We start from the raw sequence: 17,352 nt of genomic DNA, 5'->3' as shown, positions 1-17,352 counted from the left end.
AAATTTGTGAGGAAACATATTTGTTATTCTCATGCGTTCGTTCACGTTTTTGCATAGGAGGGGAAAACGTTGAAAATTCATATTGTCCAAAAGGGCGACACTCTTGAAAAAATAGCAGAACGATATGAAGTGGACTTTCAAGAACTGAAAAAACTGAACTCGCAGCTCAGCAATCCAGATCTGATCATGCCCGGCATGAAAATAAAAGTGCCGTCAGGGGGAGTGCCGGTTAAAAAAGAGGAGCAGCCCAGTATACGGAAGGAATTTCCGAAAAAGCAGGAACATCCATTTGCAAAAGAAAAGCCTAAAGTCAAGCTTGATGTGGAAGATACGAAACCGAAAGAAAAGCCTTCGGTTCCTTATGTTCCGCCTGTACCCAATACCAATATAGGCGGCCAGTCAAGCATGCCTGAGGGTGATATTTCCAACTTTTATCAAAATGTCAATCAGCTTCATCAGCCGTTTGTACCTCCGAAACCGTACGGACATCACGAGGAAGGGCCCAACATGAATATGCCATGGACAAATGAGGAGGAGAGTCATATGGAAAACGTCAACTATCCAAATATCCCGCAGCCGTCACAAGTCGGCGGAGCAGAAGAAAACAAGTATCACGGGATGCCGAATGTTGCACCTGCATATCACCAACCATTTCCGTATCCGTATCATCCGGGGTGCTTAATCCCTGTTTCACCTGTACTTCCAGGCACAGGTTTGTGCTATCCATGGTATCCATATCCTGCTCAACAAATGCCTTACATGCCGCAGCAGCAGCCGGGCTATGTATCACCGGCCGAATATGACGGTGATGACAATATGGGTCATGATAACATGGGCCATGACAATGCCGGCCATCACGGATACCATCACCAGCCGATGAACGCACCGGCCTACATGCCATCGTATCAGCCATTCCCAGGGTATGCACCGCCTAATCTAGGTCATGCCGGAGATCCGAACATGGCGCATACAGGAAAGGATGACTGCGGCTGCGGACCCGGCCAATATCCGGGAGGATTCCCAGGAGGTGTCCCATATGGCCAAATGCCGCCAATGCAGCAGATGGGAAGTCCGTACGGCATGGGAGGATACCAGCAGCCGGCGGGAGGTCAAATGTTTAACAGGCCGGAAGATGACGAGGACTGATCAAACATGCGGGACGATGATATATCGTTCCTTTTTTCATGCATTTTCTAAAAATGCCCGAATGTCAAGCTGTCTATAACTGTCAAGGGTAGGCTCTCCTTTTTGCGTACATCCTAAAAGCGAGCGTAATGCTCAAAAACTGCGGTTTTCACGGGGGGTTCTACCATTGGATAAGAAGCTGAAAATGTTTTCGGGTATTTTGCTTTTGACAGCCGGTCTTTCAGCCTGCGGAACGAACAATGCCATGGATAATCGATACGATAATAATGCCCGTCCAATCGGATATTATTCCAATGACGCAGATCGTAATGACGGTTTTGATAATGACGGGCCTGTAACGGATATGCTTGAAAACATGAACGGGAGAAACGGCACAACAAATGTGACAAATCGAAACGGCAACCCCGTTCCGACGGGAGACGGAACGTACAGCCGGGGAGACATGAACTATCACAACCATTTAGTGGGGACACTAAACACGGGATATGATAAACCGCAAAACCGTAAAATCTCGAGAAACATCACGAAGCGTATTAATCAAATGAATAATATCGACGAAAGCCAGGCGGTCGTAACCGATGAAACAGTCATCATCGCGGTGCGGGCTGATAAAAACCTGTCAGATGCCGACAGAAATCAAATGAGACAAATCGCTAAAAGGTATGCCGGAGACCGAACGGTTCAAATTGCTGCAGACAACGGCACATTCACAAGGCTGCGTGAAATGAACGACGATCCACAGAACGTAAGAGACCGCGGAAACACAACGAATGATCATGTGAACCGCTTGCGGAATCAATGACATTTCTATAATGGCCGGGTTTTTCCCGGCCATTTTGCCATTTTCTTTACAAATGCAGCTAAAACCGTATAAAGTGGTACATAGAGACGAGAATTTTTTTGGAGGTAGAAAGATATGGCTGGCCATTCTAAATGGAAAAATATTCAGAGACGGAAAAATGCCCAGGATGCAAAACGGGGCAAAATTTTCATGAAACTCGCCAAAGAAATTTATGTAGCCGCAAAAGAGGGAGGTTCTGACCCTGAAGCAAACGCGAGCCTGCGTCTCGTCATCGATAAAGCTAAAGGTGCAAACATGCCGAACGACAACATCGAACGCGCCATCAAAAAAGCCTCAGGCAGCCAAGACGGAAACAGCTATGAAGAAATTTCGTATGAAGGCTACGGGCCAGGCGGTGTTGCCGTCATGGTCAAATGTCTGACCGATAATAAAAACCGGACGGCGACCAGCGTCCGGACCGCCTTCAGCAAAAACGGGGGAAGCCTGGGAGAAACGGGCTGTGTCTCTTATATGTTTGACCGCAAAGGATACATCGCCATCGAGCGCGAAGATCTTGAAACAGATGAAGAAGAATTCATGCTTGAAGTGATTGATATAGGCGCGGAGGAGCTCGAAACGAGCGATGAGCTGTTTGAAATTTATACCGAGCCGGAGCAGTTTGAAGAAGTGAAAAAGGGATTGGAAAGCAAAGGCTACAAACCCGCTACAGCGGAAATTACGATGATCCCGCAAACCTATGCCGAAGTGGATGAAACGGTTCAAGAAAAAATCGAAAAACTCGTCGATGTGCTTGAAGATGACGATGATGTCCAGGAAGTGTATACAAACGTTCATTAAAGCGTGAGTCAAATGAAATGACAAAATCCCAAAACTAAAAGCCGTTTTGGGATTTTGAAGGACGCCCCCCGGCGTCCTTTTTCTATGTCGTCAACCATTTAGCAGACGGGTCAAACAGCTGCGGAAACAAGTTGTTTCTTAAAACATATATTGTGAAAGAGTAAATAGAGAGGAGGAATGTGATATGTCTGAACAGCAGCAAAATCAGCAGCCGTTCTCAGCTTTGAACACAAACCAGCAAGACCAGGAAGTCGCTCAAGTCATTGAAAAAATCAACAGCCTTGTCAGCGGTTTTGGCCAATCCGTTAATGAATTGGTCCAAAAGAACAGCGGTATCGATGTAACTAATTTTTCATCAAACGAAAACACAGAGTTCAACCAAGCGATGCAAAATATCATCAACGAATACATTCAAAATGTCAACAGCCTGAATGCTGAAATCAGTGAAAAGATCGGCAATTCGGTTAACGGTATCATCACCAGCCAAAATAAAGACGCGTAGAAATTGACAATGAAATCCATTTTGCCGGCAAAGCTTCATCGCATTGCCGGCAACTTTTTATACATATGAAGGGTTCCCTGATCTTCAGGAAGCGGTTTGCTTTAAATGCTTTTTTTCATGCCGCAGCGCCGGCATTCGCGCAAAAATTGCCCGTCCTTGACCGAGCTCTTAAAAAGCGTGTAGTCGCAATTATCGCAACGGCCGTGGTGGACATCGGGGTACTGGTTGTAGTCATAAACGGTTGTCGTGTCATAGCCTTTTGTTTCATACTCTGTTTCCAATATCGTTCACCTGCACTTTTATTATCGGTTATAGGATAACAGAAGAAATAAAAAAAGGAAATAGAACTTCAGCATACAACGGACGGACACACTTTTATCAAACCGTATACCCTGATTGTGGTAAAACGCTCCTCGTTTCCGAACGGAATGGGCTTACGACAGAAAAAACGGCCTTTTTCCGAATTTTCTTATGAGATTTTCTTCTTAAGTTTTATCTATCTTTAACACTAAAGAAAAAGTATTGTTTAATAAAAAAATTTTAAATTTTTATTTTTTATCAAACTTATTCATAATTGAATGCGTCATATGTAAAGCGTAAAATAACTGTGTCACAAAAAAGTCAAAAACACTTGAACAGTTCAGCATGACCGACATGCTTTTTTCATTTGGCAATACATGAAGCAAAAGGGGAAGTAAACATGAGGAAGAATGTAGTCATAAAAGGATTCATCTATTTGGTGATTCTGGTTGTGATGATAAATGGTGTATACAGGTGGACTGAAAAAACGGCCAGGGAGGAATATCAGCGCCAGGCCGGTGACAAATATGCCAGTTTCAAGGAACTGCAAAAGCATGAAAATGGCGGATATGATATCGATTATCATGAAGAAGCGGGAAGCAGGTGCTTAATCTTTTCACCCCACGGCGGGAGAATCGAAGGCGGGGTCAGCGAGCTTGTCCGCGCTTTTAACGATGATTACTCGACTTATTTATTCGAAGGAAAAAAGGATGAGAATAATTCAGATCTGCATATCACAAGCACAAATTTTGACGAGCCGCTCGCATTGCAAAAAATAAAAGAACACCGTTATACGATCGCTTTTCACGGCTATTCAGGCGATCGTCGGCACACATTGGTGGGCGGCACCGACAGAAAGCTCGCCAAAGCCATCGTCAGATCGCTTAAAAAATATGATTTTTCCGCAGAGCTGGTCGAAGTAGACGGTAGATTTGCCGGAACGGATACTGAGAACATCAACAATGAAAGCAGCTCAGGCATGAGTGTGCAGCTGGAAATCAGCACGGCGCAACGAAAAGCATTTTTTGAAGACTTTGATTATCAGGACAGGGAAGAAACAAAAACAAGAAAGTTCTACAGGTATGTCAAAGCGGTTCGAAAAGTTTTGGAAGACAAATGTTGAAAACATTCAGGTAAAAGATGTTATTCTAAAACTGTATCAACATAAAGGGGGAATGAGAAGGTGGAGCGCAAAGACCGTATCGTTCAGGAATTTTTATCACATCGCAGTGTCACAGAAGAGCTGATTCAAAAGATTGATGATGAACACATGGATTACAAACCGACCGAAACTTCAATGTCAGCCAGAGATCTCATCACACATATGCTGCATTCATTTTATCGATTTGCTTTGACAGCCAAGGAAGGAACCCCGGAAGGCTTTAAAAGGAAATTGGAAGACCCTGAGACAAGCCTTGCCGAGCTGGCGCAAGCGTATACGGAAAAAACGAAACAATTGCTTGAATCGTTTACAGATGAGGAATTGGATCGTGAAATTGACTTGACCAAGATGTTCGGCCGTAAAGTGGCTGCTGAACAGCTCGTCCAGCTTGCCGTTGGCCATGAGATTCACCATAAGGGCAACCTATTTGTGTATGTGCGCGAAATGGGGCATACCGACCTGCCTTTATACGTCAAGCTTCGCTGACCGCGAGTGTGTCCTGAAAAACCGGCCAATATGAATATGAAAGCAAGAGGGAGCGCACATTATGTATAAATCTAAAGGAGGATTTTATGATGAATACACAGCGCGCCCAAGAGATCGTTGAATCTCCGGTGATGGTCGATGTCACTTACAACGGCCGGCCGATTTATATTCAGCATGTCGATCAGCAAAACGGAACGGCCAGAATCTATCCGCTCGGACAGCCTGAGAACGAACAGGAAGTACCGCTTGCAAACCTACAGGAGCAATAAAAACGAAACAAAGCGATCCCCTTTTCTTGAAAGGGGATTTTTTTATTCGCTGATATAAGCGGAAAAGCCGCTATTTTTGCCTCGTCACATCTGCGGTGTATTTGTTGCTCAGCTAAAAAGCGCTTTAGCGGGGACGTGTTAATTAATGAATTTCACAATGCCTCTGAATGCGAATCTCAGCACATAATATAAAGGCTCGATCAGATCAAGCAGAAACCAATAATCCGATTCGGCATGTTCCCGCCGTTTTTTCTTTTTTAATCTCAATCTCGAATGCTCCTTTCAGGAGAGTGTTATTTCTTCATACGAGGAATATTCCTTGAAGTTTCATGAGTTCGCTTTATCGGTCAAATTTTATTTTTTCTGGCGTCCCAACGTTTTTGGAGCCAGTTTTTTTTATAAAGAAACGCAATCATTTCCATCCATAATTTAGGGAGTTTTTGCGGGAACTTTCTCTTTTTATAATATCGATAGGCTGTTTTCAGATCATCCCACTGCCTGCATTCCTTTGTTTGCCGAAATCTGGCGACATCGATGACCTTTACCGCTCCGGACGGGGTCAGAATCAGGTTTCTAAGGTGAATGTCGGAAGGGTTTAATCCCTGCTGCCGGGCATAATGCAAAGCGCGGTCCACTTCCCGGATCATCTCTTCCTCGATAGGGATGCCTTGATTTAAACATTCGTAAAAAGTATGTCCTTTAATATATTCCATTAATATATATGAATGCCCTGTTTCATAAATATCAGGATAATACAGGGAATCAGCCAGTTTTTGATAGATCTCCGCTTCCTTTTGAGCGATGTCTGTAAATTCTGGGAAAAAGACTTTCAGCGCCATGTCTCTCCCGCACTCTGTCAGCTTAAAAACGTATGCGCTTCGTCCCTTCCCGATCAATTCTAAATCATCGGGCTTTTGGACAAGCTTGTTAAACCGCTTTTTCGTATCGTAGATTACTGCTTCTGAATATCTTTTCGCCTTTGTCACGCTGAGTCCACCTTCTTTTTAAAAAGAAACTCTATACTGCTTTTATACATGAGAACGGGCGGCTTTGCATCCTAAATGCTTCACATCTTCTCCATTGGCTTTAAAATGTAATCATTGTCATCGGTCTGTAAAATCATTGTATCCTGCATCCCCCGGGGCTTGAACAGGAAACGCATGCAGACGACTAATTTTTGCAAGCGTTGGTCAAACTAAGGGTAATATCTTGAAGGCAAAAAAGAAGGTGATATGTGTGGACAGCCTGAAATTATGGAAGAGAATCAGTTTGTTTGTCACCCTGGTGTTTACCGTTATGTTCAGTTTTCAGCAGGAAGCTGCAGGAAGATCGGCATCGGAGGCAAAGGAGCAGGACAGGGTGCACATTCAGTTTGAAAAGGTGTATTTAGACGGGGATGTTGGCATTGAAAACAAGGAAGAGCCGCTCGGTAAGGTGGAAGATGTAAAAGCCGCATATAAAGGATGGCAGCTTGTTGATCAAAAAAAAGGGTTCATGCTGTTTCGCAAGCAGGTGGATGACATCTCTCCTTTAAGCAAAACAAACGGCTATATCGGGGTGACGGAGGATGGCGTCATATCGACTTTTCACGGCCGTCCCGGCGTTTTGTCAGAGCCGATTCAATCGTTTTTTCAGATTGATATAAAGCGGCTTGAGAGCCGAATGGCGGATGACCTGCGCAAAGGGATTCCCTATCGGACGAAACATGAATTTCAGCATGTCATTGAAGCCGTAAAATCATCGGGAATTATGAAAGATATGAAGACATGACGCTGTTATGTCTTTTTTAGGGTGAAAAAAAACGTCCTGTTATGACTAGAGCGAACATATGTTAACTTTTTCATTCTAGCTTTGCCTGTTTTATGTTACAATGAAGAGCAGTCAAAGAGGTGAATGAACGTTGATCGAATTCGTAAAGGGCACCATTGATTATGTGTCGCCCCAGTATATTGTCATTGAGAACGGCGGAATCGGCTATCAAATTTATACGCCTAATCCGTTTATCTATAAAGAAAACAGCGAGGAAACGATTTATACATATCACTATGTGAGAGAAGATACAGCTGCTTTGTACGGCTTTTCGACACGGGAAGAAAAAATGCTGTTTACAAAATTGCTGAATGTAACGGGCATCGGCCCGAAAGGTGCGCTTGCGATCCTTGCTTCCGGTGATCCGGGTGCGGTGATTGAAGCGATCGAGAATGAAGATGAAGCGTTTTTGGTGAAGTTCCCCGGAGTGGGGAAAAAAACCGCCAGACAGATCATCCTCGATTTGAAAGGCAAATTGGCTGATGCCATTCCTGAAGCGGCGGCAAGTCTTTTCAACCACGAAGAGCGGGAAGAAGCCCATGAAGCTAAGACCGCTCTAGGGGAAGCGCTTGAAGCGTTGCAGGCGCTCGGCTACTCAGACCGCGAGATTAAAAAAGTTCAGCCTCACCTGAAAAAGGAAGAGGCGCTTTCAACAGATCAATATGTTAAAAAAGCATTACAAAAATTATTAAAGTAAGGTGATGTTCATGGATGAGCGGCTCGTATCAAGTGAACTAGACAACCATGAATCAGCGATTGAGCAAAGCCTGCGTCCGCAAAAACTGGCGCAGTACATCGGCCAGGAAAAAGTCAAAGACAATCTCAGGGTCTTCATCGAAGCCGCGAAAATGCGGGAGGAGACCTTGGACCACGTCTTGCTATACGGCCCTCCCGGATTGGGGAAAACGACCCTTGCCGCCATCATCGCCAATGAAATGGGGGTCAATTTCCGCACGACGTCAGGACCTGCAATCGAACGCCCCGGCGATTTGGCGGCGATTTTGACCGCCCTCGAACCCGGTGACGTTTTATTTATTGACGAAATCCACCGTCTGCACCGTTCGATTGAAGAGGTACTGTACCCGGCGATGGAGGATTTCTGCCTTGATATCGTCATCGGCAAAGGGCCGTCAGCCCGTTCTGTCAGGCTTGATCTGCCGCCTTTTACACTCGTCGGCGCGACGACCAGAGTCGGACTCTTGACCGCGCCTCTCAGAGACAGATTCGGTGTATTGTCAAGGCTTGAGTATTACACCCGGGATGAGCTGTCAGAAATCGTCGTCAGAACAGCCGAGCTGTTCGAGATTGACATCGACAGGCTTTCCTCTTTGGAAATCGCGCGGCGTTCAAGAGGAACGCCGCGGATCGCCAACAGGCTGCTGAGAAGGGTCAGGGATTTTGCCCAGGTTCTTGGAAACAGCTCCATCACAGAGGAAGTAGCCCTTGATGCACTTGAGCGCCTTCAAGTCGACAAGCTCGGGCTCGATCATATCGACCGCAAGCTGTTAATGGGGATGATCGAAAAATTCGGCGGCGGCCCCGTCGGCATCGATACGATCTCGGCGACGATCGGGGAGGAGTCCCATACGATTGAGGACGTTTACGAGCCGTACCTTCTGCAAATCGGCTTTATTCAAAGAACACCGCGGGGGCGGATTGTAACGCCGGATGTCTACAGCCATTTTAAAATGGAGGTTCCAAACCATGACTGAGTTTCCAAAGCTTTTGATGATTTTAGGCGCGGTCATTTTTGGCATTGGTTTATTCATGCAAGTCATCGGCAAGCTTCCGGGAGACATTTTTGTGAAAAAAGGAAACGTTACATTTTTCTTTCCAGTTGTTACATGCATTGTCATCAGCATCATCCTGTCCTTATTGTTTTCGATCTTCGGACGGATGAAATGAGACCAAAGTATATAGATAGAATAAGGTGAAAAAAATGAAAGTTGATTTATTTGATTTTGACCTGCCTGAACGCCTGATCGCCCAGGTTCCTTTAAAAGAACGGGATGCTTCAAGGCTGATGGTGCTGGATAAAGAAACGGGCGATATCACCCACAGTACATTTAAGCACATCCTTGATTTTTTGGAAGCCGGCGACTGTATCGTCCTGAACGATACAAGGGTTTTGCCGGCCCGTTTGTTCGGAGTGAAAGAGGAAACGGGTGCAAAGGTTGAGGTGCTTCTTTTGAAGCAGGAGGAAGGCGACGTGTGGGAAACGCTTGTCAAACCGGCGAAACGGGTGAAGCGGGGAACCGTTCTTACGTTCGGCGACGGTCGGCTGACGGCGGTCTGTACAGAAGAACTTGACCACGGAGGACGAAAAATAGAATTCCGCTATAAAGGGATTTTTTACGAAGTCCTCGAATCTCTGGGAGAAATGCCGCTGCCTCCTTACATCAAAGAACAGCTTGATGACAAGGAGCGCTATCAGACGGTCTACTCCAAAAAACAAGGCTCAGCCGCGGCGCCGACGGCAGGACTTCATTTTACGGAAGAGATTCTTGACGCGCTGAAGGAAAAAGGCGTGCACATCGCCTTCATCACCCTACATGTCGGATTGGGAACTTTCCGGCCCGTCAGTGCGGAAAATGTTGAGGAACACGATATGCATGCGGAGTTTTATGAAATGACGGAAGAGACAGCCGAAGCCCTGAATCGAATCAAACAGAGCGGGGGAAGGATCATTTCCGTCGGAACGACATCAACGAGGACGCTCGAGACGATCGCTTCCGAGAATGACGGTCGTTTCAGGGAAGCGAGAGGCTGGACATCGATCTTTATATATCCCGGCTATACATTCCGGGCGATAGACGGGATGATTACGAACTTTCATCTCCCGAAATCTTCCCTGATAATGCTTGTCAGCGCGCTTGCGGGCCGGGAGAACGTGCTTTCCGCCTACCGCACCGCGGTCGAGCACGAATACCGCTTCTTCAGCTTTGGAGATGCGATGCTGATCAAATAAAGTACAAAAAGATTGGAGGGCTCATCATTTGTCGCAGCAACCGATACGTTATGAGTTCATAAAAACATGCAAACAAACAGGAGCAAGGCTGGGGAAAGTCCACACCCCCCACGGCTCCTTTGATACACCGGCATTCATGCCGGTAGGGACACTGGCCACCGTCAAAACAATGGCTCCGGAAGAGCTGAAAGAGATGGGCGCCGGCATTATTTTAAGCAACACCTATCACCTTTGGCTGAGACCAGGCCATGAAATCGTCAAGGAAGCGGGCGGCCTTCACAAGTTTATGAATTGGGATCGCGCGATTCTGACCGATTCAGGCGGCTTCCAGGTGTTTTCTCTAAGCGAATTCCGCAAAATTGAAGAGGAAGGCGTTCACTTCCGCAATCATCTAAACGGAGACAAGCTGTTTTTATCGCCTGAAAAAGCGATGGATATCCAAAACGCCCTCGGCTCCGATATTATGATGGCGTTTGATGAATGTCCGCCATATCCGGCGGAATACGACTACATGAAAAGGTCTGTTGAACGGACAAGCCGCTGGGCGGAAAGGTGCCTTGCAGCCCACAAGCGCCCTGATGAGCAGGGGCTCTTTGGGATCGTTCAAGGCGGCGAATATGAAGATTTGCGGAAACAGAGTGCGAAAGACTTGATTTCGCTCGATTTCCCGGGCTATGCTATAGGTGGACTTTCAGTCGGAGAACCGAAGGATGTCATGAACCGCGTGCTGGAGTTTACGACTCCTTTGCTTCCTGCGGATAAACCGCGCTATTTGATGGGTGTCGGTTCACCGGATTCACTCATTGACGGCGCGATCCGCGGTGTCGACATGTTTGACTGCGTGCTGCCGACGAGAATTGCCAGAAATGGCACGCTCATGACGAGCGAAGGCCGCCTCGTCGTCAAAAACGCCAAGTATGAAAAGGATTTCAGGCCGATTGATGACCACTGTGACTGCTATACGTGCCGAAACTATTCACGGGCGTATATCAGACATTTAATCCGCTGCAATGAAACGTTTGGAATTCGTTTAACTTCTTATCATAATCTTTATTTTCTGTTAAAATTAATGGGGCAAGTCAGAGATGCCATTCGTGAAGATCGTTTAGGTGATTTCCGGGAAGAGTTTTTTGAACGCTACGGTTTTAATAAACCAAACGCTAAAAGTTTCTGACACATAAACGAAAACCAGCGATATTTCATTTGAAAGGGGTGAAAAAATAATGGAGATGCTTGGAACATTACTTCCGATTATTTTAATGTTTGCGGTTCTTTATTTCCTGTTGATCCGTCCTCAGCAGAAGCAGCAGAAAGCTGTCCGCCAGATGCAGGAGGAGCTGAAAAAAGGAGATAAAGTCGTAACGATCGGCGGCCTGCACGGTATTGTTGATTCAATTGACGAAAGCAAGGTTGTCATCAAAACAGGCGACAATACACGTCTGACATTCGATCGCCGCGCGATTCGAGAGGCGTCAGCCGAATAGCCGGCAGCTGCTTATTACATAAGCGAACAAAAATGAGGGAGCGGATTGATCCGCTCCCTCATTTTTCGGTCTATGCCCGGCTTCCGTGGAGATTGACCCCGAAAATCCCCCCGATCATGCTGACACCCATAAACCCTGCATGATACAGAAGCTGTTTGAGGTTGAAAGCTTCTCCGAACCCGAGATATTGAAACAGCAGCACTGTCAGCGAGAAGCAGAGAGCTGTCAAAGCTCCGATCAGCCACCCTTTTTCCTTCGCCTTTCCTCCGGAAACAAACCCGCCGATGAACAGTGTAATAAAGGATATAGCGGTAATCAACCAGCCGAATGAGCTTTCGGTGAGCGATGTCCATGTCAAGAGCAGTGAAATCAGCAGGCTTCCCGCAAACATCAAGGCGAAAATGACGACCAGACTGTATAAAATCCCCTTGCCGATTTGCTTTGGCTCGTTCATCAAGAACCTCCTCTCTAAAAATAGATGGCCTCCTCTTTAAATGTATTCTGCCTGTCCGGCAAATAGACTAGCTGTTCCGAGCTTTTTGTACATAAAAGCCCTGTTTTAACAAAGGCTATGAATAGAGGTTCAAGCGGAAGGAGGCGGCCGTTATGGAGGAAATATTTGCTCTTATTTTTCGGACGGTCTTTTTGTATGCGGTCATTTTCATCTTGTTTCGCTTCATGGGAAAAAGAGAAATAGGAGAATTAAGCATATTGGATCTTGTCGTTTTTATTATGATCGCTGAAATAGCGGTGCTGGCCATAGAGGATCACGATGATCACCTATTGCATACGCTCGTTCCGATTTTTGTCTTAACATTGATTCAAGTTTTTTTTGCTTATTTATCATTGAAAAACCAAAAAATCCGCCACCTTCTCGATGGAAAACCGACGATTATCATTGATCGCGGGAAAATCGATGAGCAGGCAATGAGAACCCAGCGCTATAATTTTGATGACTTGCTGACCCAGCTGAGAGAAAAGAACATCGAGCGCATTGCAGATGTTTCCTATGCGATTTTGGAGCCGACGGGCAAGCTGTCGGTGTTTACCAAAGACCGGACGAATCACCGGATTGAACTGCCGCTGATCGTCGATGGAATCGTTCAGAAAGACCATTTGCAGCGGATCGGCAAAAATCAGGAGTGGCTTGAACAAAAGCTTGCCGAAAGAGGCCACCGCGACCTGTCCGAGATATCGTTCTGCGCGTATCACAAAGGTTCTTTCTTTATTGATCTCAAGGACGAAATATAAAGCGTTAGGAAATCCAGCGGCCGAACAAAGGAAAACGCTGGATTTCTTCTTTTTTGATGAGCCTGAAAGCGACCAAAAGGAATACGTACAGACAGCTTGTCGCCAGCACGCAGTAAAAGAGGCGGATCGGTTCGGCGTGCTCGATGAAGAGGTGCTGCTTCATCCAGAGGCTTACCCAGCCCGAAATGAAAATGACAGCAAAGGACAGCACATATTCCTTTAAATTGATGCTGATGGGGAGCACTTTGCTGACCGTTGCCGCATGCAGCATCGTCACAAGGATCATGCCTGTTACAATCGCCAGAGCCGCCCCCATAATGCCGAGCGACGGGCGTGAAGCGAGCACGAATATCAGACCCGTTTTCACAAGGGCGCCGACAAGGCTGTTCATCATGGCCGCCCCGGCCAGGTTTAAAGCCTGCAATACGGCTTGAAGCGGGCCCTGAAAATAATAAAACAAGAAAAACGGGGCCATCACTTTGACATAAATCGCGGCATTTGAAGAACCGTACATCACGCTGACAAGCTCATCCGCATAGGAAAACAAAACGACAACGGAAATTCCGCCGCTTAAAAGGCAGAGCCGCATCGCCTGTTCTAACCGGTATTCAACAACCTGCATTTTTTTCTGTTCGATGCCTTCGCTGATGGCCGGAACAAGGGCAGTTGACAGCGAATACGTAATAAAGCTTGGCAGGGTGAGAAGGGTCATGGCAAAACCGGTCAGCTCCCCGTATTGGCCCGTTGCAGCCGAAGCGGCGACTCCGGCAATCGCCAAACTTTGCGCAACGACGATCGGTTCAAAAAACCATGACAAGTTGCCGATAAACCGGCTGCCTGTTGTCGGGAGCGAGACGCTCATCAGCTCGAAAAAAGTTGTTCGTCCGGATATCAGCGACTTAAAAAAGCGTTTGCGAATGCGGATTTTCTTTTTATATTTAAAGGCGATAAACAAATAAAGCAGTGAAACAAGCTCTCCAAAAACGGAGGACAGCATCGCGCCTGCTGCGGCGTATTCGATTCCGAGCGGCAAAAAGGCAGTTGTGCAGACCGCGACAAGCGATATCCGGACGATTTGTTCAAGCACTTGGGATACGGCGAGCGGCCTCATATTCTGCTTGCCTTGAAAATAGCCCCGCAGCACGCTGGAAACGGCGATGATCGGAACGACCGGTGTCACCGCCAAAAGCGGATACAGCGTTCGTTCATCCGTTAAAAGCGTTTCGGCCATCAGCGGCGCATAAATAAGGAACACCGGTGTGATAAGGGCGCTGAGCGTGCCCGTGATCGCAAGAGACATCACCAAAATCTGCTTTGTTTTTCTGTGATCGCCGCGGGCCTCCGCTTCAGCCACGAGTTTGCTGATGGCGACGGGAAGGCCGAATTGGGTGAGGGTCACCGCCAGAAAAAAGGTCGGCGCCGCCATCATATACAGCCCTACGCCTTCTTCGCCGATGAATCTGGCGATGACAATCCGGTTGATAAAGCCGAGCATTCTTGTAATCAAACCTGCTGCTATCAAGATGAGCGTGCCTTTTAAAAACGTCTGCTTGGTCATTTCTTAGTCCCCTGCCTTCTCAAACAACCTTTAATCATATACAATAAGATATGCGCATACATCGTCCAAGCATGACAAGTTTCTCTGAAAAAATGTGAAAGGAGCGTGGCTTTAGCATGGACAAACATCCGGCCGATCTGTACAAGGATCATCTGAAACCGTTTCTTCTCAGCAAAACGGAAGAGTTCATGGTCCTTGGTTATGATGATATTGAAATAAAGGAATTATGGTCATACTTATTGAATAAGAAATGGAAGAACAAGAAGGATGTTCAAATTCACCAGCTGGCCGATGATATTTTAACTGTGAAAATTGGCGAATTTATGAACTATGCAACCGTCGAATCGTTTAAAACGTCTAATTTACTCGACAGCCCAGAAGGGCAGGATATGCTCGATGAGCTGCTGAAGTAACCGTCGATTTTTTGGTTGATTTAAGGAGGAAATACATAATGAAAAAAGGACGCTTGATTGCGTTTTTCGTTACCGTTCTGTTGATCGGTACGGGACTGGGATTGTTTACGAAGCCGGCTGCCGACAACATCAGCCTTGGCCTTGACCTTCAAGGCGGTTTTGAGGTCTTGTATGAAGTCCAGCCTGCCAAAAAAGGGGATAAAATTGACAGGGATGCGCTCGTCAGCACCGTTGAAGCGCTCAATCGCCGGGCCAATGTATTGGGGGTCAGCGAGCCGAACATCCAGATTGAAGGCAACAACCGGATCAGGGTGCAGCTCGCAGGCGTTGACAACCAGAACAGGGCGCGGGAAATTTTATCCACACAGGCGCAGCTCTCATTCAGAGACACGAATGACAAGGAGCTTTTAAACGGCTCAGACCTTGTGGAAAACGGCGCCAAACAGTCTTTTAAACCAGATACGAACGAGCCGATCGTGACGATCAAGCTGAAGGATGCGGATAAATTCGGGGAAGTCACTAAAAAAGTGCTCGATATGAAGCCGAGCAATCAGCTTGTCATTTGGCTTGACTACAAAAAAGGCGATTCTTACAAAAAAGAATCGCAAAAAGCGGACCATAAATACATTTCAGCCCCGAATGTCAGCCAGGTGCTGAATACGTCTGACGTCATGATCGAAGGGAATTTCACAGTTCAGGAAGCGAAAGACATGGCAAGCATTTTGAATGCCGGAGCCCTTCCTGTCAAGCTCGTTGAAAAATACTCGACATCCGTCGGTGCGCAGTTTGGGGAACAGGCTTTAAACGATACGGTGTTTGCCGGAGTCATCGGAATCGCTATTATTTTCTTATTTATGCTTCTTTACTATCGTCTGCCTGGGTTAGTCGCGATTATCACGCTTTCCGTCTACATTTACATCACCCTGCAGATATTTGACTGGATGAACGCCGTCCTCACCCTTCCGGGAATAGCGGCGCTCATATTAGGTGTAGGTATGGCCGTTGATGCCAATATCATTACCTACGAACGGATCAAAGAAGAGCTGAAGCTCGGCAAATCGGTCCGCTCGGCTTTCAGATCAGGGAACAGAAGATCGTTTGCGACGATTTTTGACGCCAACATCACAACGATGCTTGCCGGAATCGTTCTGTTTATCTTTGGAACAAGCTCTGTCAAAGGGTTTGCGACAATGCTGATTCTGTCGATCTTGACAAGCTTTGTCACGGCCGTTTTCCTATCGAGATTTTTGCTCGGTTTATTGGTCGAAAGCCGCTGGCTCGACCGGAAAAAAGGCTGGTTCGGCGTCCGTAAAAAAGATATCTTGGACATCAACAAAACGGACGAAAATACCGAGCCGCCGACACCGTTTGAAAAATGGGATTTTGTCGGAAAACGAAAATGGTTTTTCGCTTTCTCCGGAATCATTTTAGCTGCCGGAATGGTCATTCTCCTTGTATTCAGGCTGAATCTGGGGATTGATTTCTCCAGCGGAGCAAGGATCGAAGTCCAAAGCGACCATAAGCTGACGAGCGAACAGCTCCAAAAGGACTTTGAGGAAGTCGGGCTCACCGCCGATTCGATCGTTCTTTCAGGGGATGGTGACCACCGCGGTGTCGCCAGGTTCGTCGGTGTTCCGAACCAGAAAAAAATTGCAGAAGTGAAAGATTATTTTAAAGACAAGTATGGAATGGAGCCGAATGTCAGCACCGTTTCGCCGGTTGTCGGAAAAGAGCTGGCGCGAAATGCGCTTTTCGCTGTGGCGATCGCTGCCCTCGGCATCATCTTGTATGTATCGATCCGCTTCGAGTACAAGATGGCGATTGCGGCCATTGCTTCATTGCTGTACGACGCATTTTTCATTATCGCCGTCTTCAGCATCACAAGGCTTGAGGTGGATATCACCTTTATTGCCGCTGTATTGACGATTATCGGTTATTCGATCAACGATACGATCGTTACGTTCGACAGGATCAGGGAGCATGTCAAAAAGCGCAAACCGAAGACATTCAGCGATTTGTCTCATATCGTGAATTTAAGCTTGCAGCAAACCTTTACGCGTTCGATTAATACGGTTTTGACCGTTGTCATCGTCGTGATTGCGCTCCTCGTTTTCGGCGCTGCATCGATTACGAACTTCTCTGTCGCACTGCTGGTCGGTCTATTGAGCGGTGTGTATTCTTCGCTCTATATCGCAGCTCAATTATGGCTGATCTGGAAAGGCCGCGAGCTGAAAAAGCCTAAAGCGAAGCTGGAAGAAGAATAGATCTGAACTGCCCGGGATAGGCCGGGCAGTTTTTTTTAGTGAAAATCAGATTTTTTCACGCGCCTGCTTCCTGCTCGGCGCCTTTTTGTTTAAAATTGGAG

General features: G+C 46.6%; 22 protein-coding genes. 17 read left to right on the top strand and 5 right to left on the bottom strand.

The genetic code is table 11. The features are described 5' to 3' along the window. Positions 1 to 69 precede the first annotated feature (69 nt). The 4 genes from safA (at position 70) to ACINLD_RS09610 (ending at position 3,287) form a co-directional block, all read left to right on the top strand. Positions 70 to 1,146, top strand: a complete 1,077-nt coding sequence (gene safA, locus ACINLD_RS09625) for a SafA/ExsA family spore coat assembly protein (RefSeq protein ID WP_026588102.1) — start codon at positions 70 to 72, stop codon at positions 1,144 to 1,146. Between the two features lie 166 nt (positions 1,147 to 1,312). Next, the gene (locus ACINLD_RS09620; RefSeq protein WP_077736320.1) at positions 1,313 to 1,948 is read left to right on the top strand and encodes a YhcN/YlaJ family sporulation lipoprotein; all 636 of its coding nucleotides are present in this window, start codon (positions 1,313 to 1,315) and stop codon (positions 1,946 to 1,948) included. 114 nt (positions 1,949 to 2,062) lie between these two features. Then, the gene (locus ACINLD_RS09615) at positions 2,063 to 2,785 is read left to right on the top strand and encodes a YebC/PmpR family DNA-binding transcriptional regulator (protein WP_077736321.1); all 723 of its coding nucleotides are present in this window, start codon (positions 2,063 to 2,065) and stop codon (positions 2,783 to 2,785) included. Between the two features lie 184 nt (positions 2,786 to 2,969). Continuing rightward, positions 2,970 to 3,287, top strand: a complete 318-nt coding sequence (locus tag ACINLD_RS09610; RefSeq protein ID WP_026588099.1) for a hypothetical protein — start codon at positions 2,970 to 2,972, stop codon at positions 3,285 to 3,287. Between the two features lie 101 nt (positions 3,288 to 3,388). On the opposite strand, the gene ACINLD_RS09605 is transcribed toward ACINLD_RS09610, so the two are convergent. Beyond that, the gene (locus ACINLD_RS09605; protein WP_026588098.1) at positions 3,389 to 3,568 is read right to left on the bottom strand and encodes a hypothetical protein; all 180 of its coding nucleotides are present in this window, start codon (positions 3,566 to 3,568) and stop codon (positions 3,389 to 3,391) included. Positions 3,569 to 3,987: 419 nt separating this feature from the next. Between ACINLD_RS09605 and ACINLD_RS09600 the strand changes: the two genes are divergently transcribed. From ACINLD_RS09600 to ACINLD_RS09590, 3 genes are all read left to right on the top strand, one after another. Continuing rightward, on the top strand, positions 3,988 to 4,710 hold the full coding sequence (locus ACINLD_RS09600) for a poly-gamma-glutamate hydrolase family protein (protein WP_077736322.1): 723 nt from the start codon (positions 3,988 to 3,990) through the stop codon (positions 4,708 to 4,710). Positions 4,711 to 4,770: 60 nt separating this feature from the next. Continuing rightward, complete coding sequence (locus ACINLD_RS09595) at positions 4,771 to 5,235, top strand: DinB family protein (RefSeq protein WP_026588096.1); 465 nt, start codon at positions 4,771 to 4,773, stop codon at positions 5,233 to 5,235. An 89-nt stretch (positions 5,236 to 5,324) separates the two neighbouring features. Then, positions 5,325 to 5,504, top strand: a complete 180-nt coding sequence (locus tag ACINLD_RS09590) for a small acid-soluble spore protein H (protein WP_026588095.1) — start codon at positions 5,325 to 5,327, stop codon at positions 5,502 to 5,504. 138 nt (positions 5,505 to 5,642) lie between these two features. Here ACINLD_RS09590 and ACINLD_RS09585 read toward each other — a convergent pair whose 3' ends face one another. Next, positions 5,643 to 5,771 carry a hypothetical protein gene (locus ACINLD_RS09585; RefSeq protein ID WP_256860365.1) on the bottom strand — a complete coding sequence of 43 codons (129 nt, stop codon included), beginning with the start codon at positions 5,769 to 5,771 and terminating at the stop codon, positions 5,643 to 5,645. An 80-nt stretch (positions 5,772 to 5,851) separates the two neighbouring features. After that, the gene (locus ACINLD_RS09580; protein ID WP_077736324.1) at positions 5,852 to 6,490 is read right to left on the bottom strand and encodes a protein kinase domain-containing protein; all 639 of its coding nucleotides are present in this window, start codon (positions 6,488 to 6,490) and stop codon (positions 5,852 to 5,854) included. Between the two features lie 310 nt (positions 6,491 to 6,800). On the opposite strand from ACINLD_RS09580, the gene ACINLD_RS09575 reads away from it, so the two are divergent. The 7 genes from ACINLD_RS09575 (at position 6,801) to yajC (ending at position 11,765) form a co-directional block, all read left to right on the top strand. After that, positions 6,801 to 7,274 carry an intercompartmental signaling factor BofC gene (locus tag ACINLD_RS09575; RefSeq protein ID WP_026588093.1) on the top strand — a complete coding sequence of 158 codons (474 nt, stop codon included), beginning with the start codon at positions 6,801 to 6,803 and terminating at the stop codon, positions 7,272 to 7,274. A 130-nt stretch (positions 7,275 to 7,404) separates the two neighbouring features. Then, on the top strand, positions 7,405 to 8,010 hold the full coding sequence (gene ruvA, locus ACINLD_RS09570; RefSeq protein WP_026588092.1) for a Holliday junction branch migration protein RuvA: 606 nt from the start codon (positions 7,405 to 7,407) through the stop codon (positions 8,008 to 8,010). A gap of 10 nt (positions 8,011 to 8,020) precedes the next feature. Next, positions 8,021 to 9,025, top strand: a complete 1,005-nt coding sequence (gene ruvB, locus ACINLD_RS09565; RefSeq protein WP_026588091.1) for a Holliday junction branch migration DNA helicase RuvB — start codon at positions 8,021 to 8,023, stop codon at positions 9,023 to 9,025. After that, positions 9,018 to 9,218, top strand: coding sequence for a DUF2905 domain-containing protein (locus tag ACINLD_RS09560; protein WP_026588090.1), 201 nt, complete (start codon positions 9,018 to 9,020; stop codon positions 9,216 to 9,218). The genes ruvB and ACINLD_RS09560 overlap by 8 nt, the downstream gene beginning before the upstream one ends. A gap of 34 nt (positions 9,219 to 9,252) precedes the next feature. Beyond that, a complete protein-coding gene (gene queA / locus ACINLD_RS09555; protein ID WP_026588089.1) occupies positions 9,253 to 10,281 on the top strand; it encodes a tRNA preQ1(34) S-adenosylmethionine ribosyltransferase-isomerase QueA in 1,029 nt (342 codons plus the stop codon). Positions 10,282 to 10,309: 28 nt separating this feature from the next. Continuing rightward, positions 10,310 to 11,455, top strand: a complete 1,146-nt coding sequence (gene tgt / locus ACINLD_RS09550) for a tRNA guanosine(34) transglycosylase Tgt (protein ID WP_077736326.1) — start codon at positions 10,310 to 10,312, stop codon at positions 11,453 to 11,455. A gap of 46 nt (positions 11,456 to 11,501) precedes the next feature. Continuing rightward, positions 11,502 to 11,765 carry a preprotein translocase subunit YajC gene (gene yajC, locus ACINLD_RS09545; protein ID WP_085959518.1) on the top strand — a complete coding sequence of 88 codons (264 nt, stop codon included), beginning with the start codon at positions 11,502 to 11,504 and terminating at the stop codon, positions 11,763 to 11,765. 70 nt (positions 11,766 to 11,835) lie between these two features. Here yajC and ACINLD_RS09540 read toward each other — a convergent pair whose 3' ends face one another. Continuing rightward, positions 11,836 to 12,219, bottom strand: a complete 384-nt coding sequence (locus ACINLD_RS09540; protein ID WP_026588087.1) for a TIGR04086 family membrane protein — start codon at positions 12,217 to 12,219, stop codon at positions 11,836 to 11,838. Positions 12,220 to 12,371: 152 nt separating this feature from the next. Here ACINLD_RS09540 and ACINLD_RS09535 point away from each other — a divergent pair, with 152 nt between their 5' ends. Beyond that, the gene (locus tag ACINLD_RS09535) at positions 12,372 to 13,016 is read left to right on the top strand and encodes a DUF421 domain-containing protein (protein ID WP_026588086.1); all 645 of its coding nucleotides are present in this window, start codon (positions 12,372 to 12,374) and stop codon (positions 13,014 to 13,016) included. A gap of 4 nt (positions 13,017 to 13,020) precedes the next feature. On the opposite strand, the gene spoVB is transcribed toward ACINLD_RS09535, so the two are convergent. Next, positions 13,021 to 14,574 (bottom strand): stage V sporulation protein B, encoded by a 1,554-nt coding sequence (gene spoVB / locus ACINLD_RS09530; RefSeq protein ID WP_026588085.1) that lies wholly within the window; start codon positions 14,572 to 14,574, stop codon positions 13,021 to 13,023. A gap of 116 nt (positions 14,575 to 14,690) precedes the next feature. Between spoVB and ACINLD_RS09525 the strand changes: the two genes are divergently transcribed. Together ACINLD_RS09525 and secDF are read left to right on the top strand one after the other, a co-directional pair. Continuing rightward, on the top strand, positions 14,691 to 14,987 hold the full coding sequence (locus ACINLD_RS09525; RefSeq protein ID WP_026588084.1) for a post-transcriptional regulator: 297 nt from the start codon (positions 14,691 to 14,693) through the stop codon (positions 14,985 to 14,987). A 38-nt stretch (positions 14,988 to 15,025) separates the two neighbouring features. Continuing rightward, positions 15,026 to 17,251 (top strand): protein translocase subunit SecDF, encoded by a 2,226-nt coding sequence (gene secDF, locus ACINLD_RS09520; RefSeq protein WP_409444578.1) that lies wholly within the window; start codon positions 15,026 to 15,028, stop codon positions 17,249 to 17,251. Positions 17,252 to 17,352 lie beyond the last annotated feature (101 nt).

This window comes from Bacillus sp. z60-11 (genome assembly GCF_046464135.1).
Classification (GTDB): Bacteria; Bacillota; Bacilli; order Bacillales; family Bacillaceae; genus Bacillus; species Bacillus sonorensis_A.
The sequence above is the reverse complement of the archived record's forward strand: the minus strand, read 5'-3'. Positions and strand labels throughout refer to the sequence as shown.

Coding starts and splice junctions, on each gene's coding strand:
- ACINLD_RS09615 (WP_077736321.1), top strand. CDS start 2,063: ATGGCTGGCCATTCTAAATGGAAAAATATTCAGAGACGGAAAAATGCC.
- ACINLD_RS09610 (WP_026588099.1), top strand. CDS start 2,970: ATGTCTGAACAGCAGCAAAATCAGCAGCCGTTCTCAGCTTTGAACACA.
- ACINLD_RS09600 (WP_077736322.1), top strand. CDS start 3,988: ATGAGGAAGAATGTAGTCATAAAAGGATTCATCTATTTGGTGATTCTG.
- ACINLD_RS09590 (WP_026588095.1), top strand. CDS start 5,325: ATGAATACACAGCGCGCCCAAGAGATCGTTGAATCTCCGGTGATGGTC.
- ACINLD_RS09575 (WP_026588093.1), top strand. CDS start 6,801: ATGTTCAGTTTTCAGCAGGAAGCTGCAGGAAGATCGGCATCGGAGGCA.
- ruvB (WP_026588091.1), top strand. CDS start 8,021: ATGGATGAGCGGCTCGTATCAAGTGAACTAGACAACCATGAATCAGCG.
- ACINLD_RS09560 (WP_026588090.1), top strand. CDS start 9,018: ATGACTGAGTTTCCAAAGCTTTTGATGATTTTAGGCGCGGTCATTTTT.
- queA (WP_026588089.1), top strand. CDS start 9,253: ATGAAAGTTGATTTATTTGATTTTGACCTGCCTGAACGCCTGATCGCC.
- ACINLD_RS09540 (WP_026588087.1), bottom strand. CDS start 12,219: ATGAACGAGCCAAAGCAAATCGGCAAGGGGATTTTATACAGTCTGGTC.
- ACINLD_RS09535 (WP_026588086.1), top strand. CDS start 12,372: ATGGAGGAAATATTTGCTCTTATTTTTCGGACGGTCTTTTTGTATGCG.
- spoVB (WP_026588085.1), bottom strand. CDS start 14,574: ATGACCAAGCAGACGTTTTTAAAAGGCACGCTCATCTTGATAGCAGCA.
- ACINLD_RS09525 (WP_026588084.1), top strand. CDS start 14,691: ATGGACAAACATCCGGCCGATCTGTACAAGGATCATCTGAAACCGTTT.
- secDF (WP_409444578.1), top strand. CDS start 15,026: ATGAAAAAAGGACGCTTGATTGCGTTTTTCGTTACCGTTCTGTTGATC.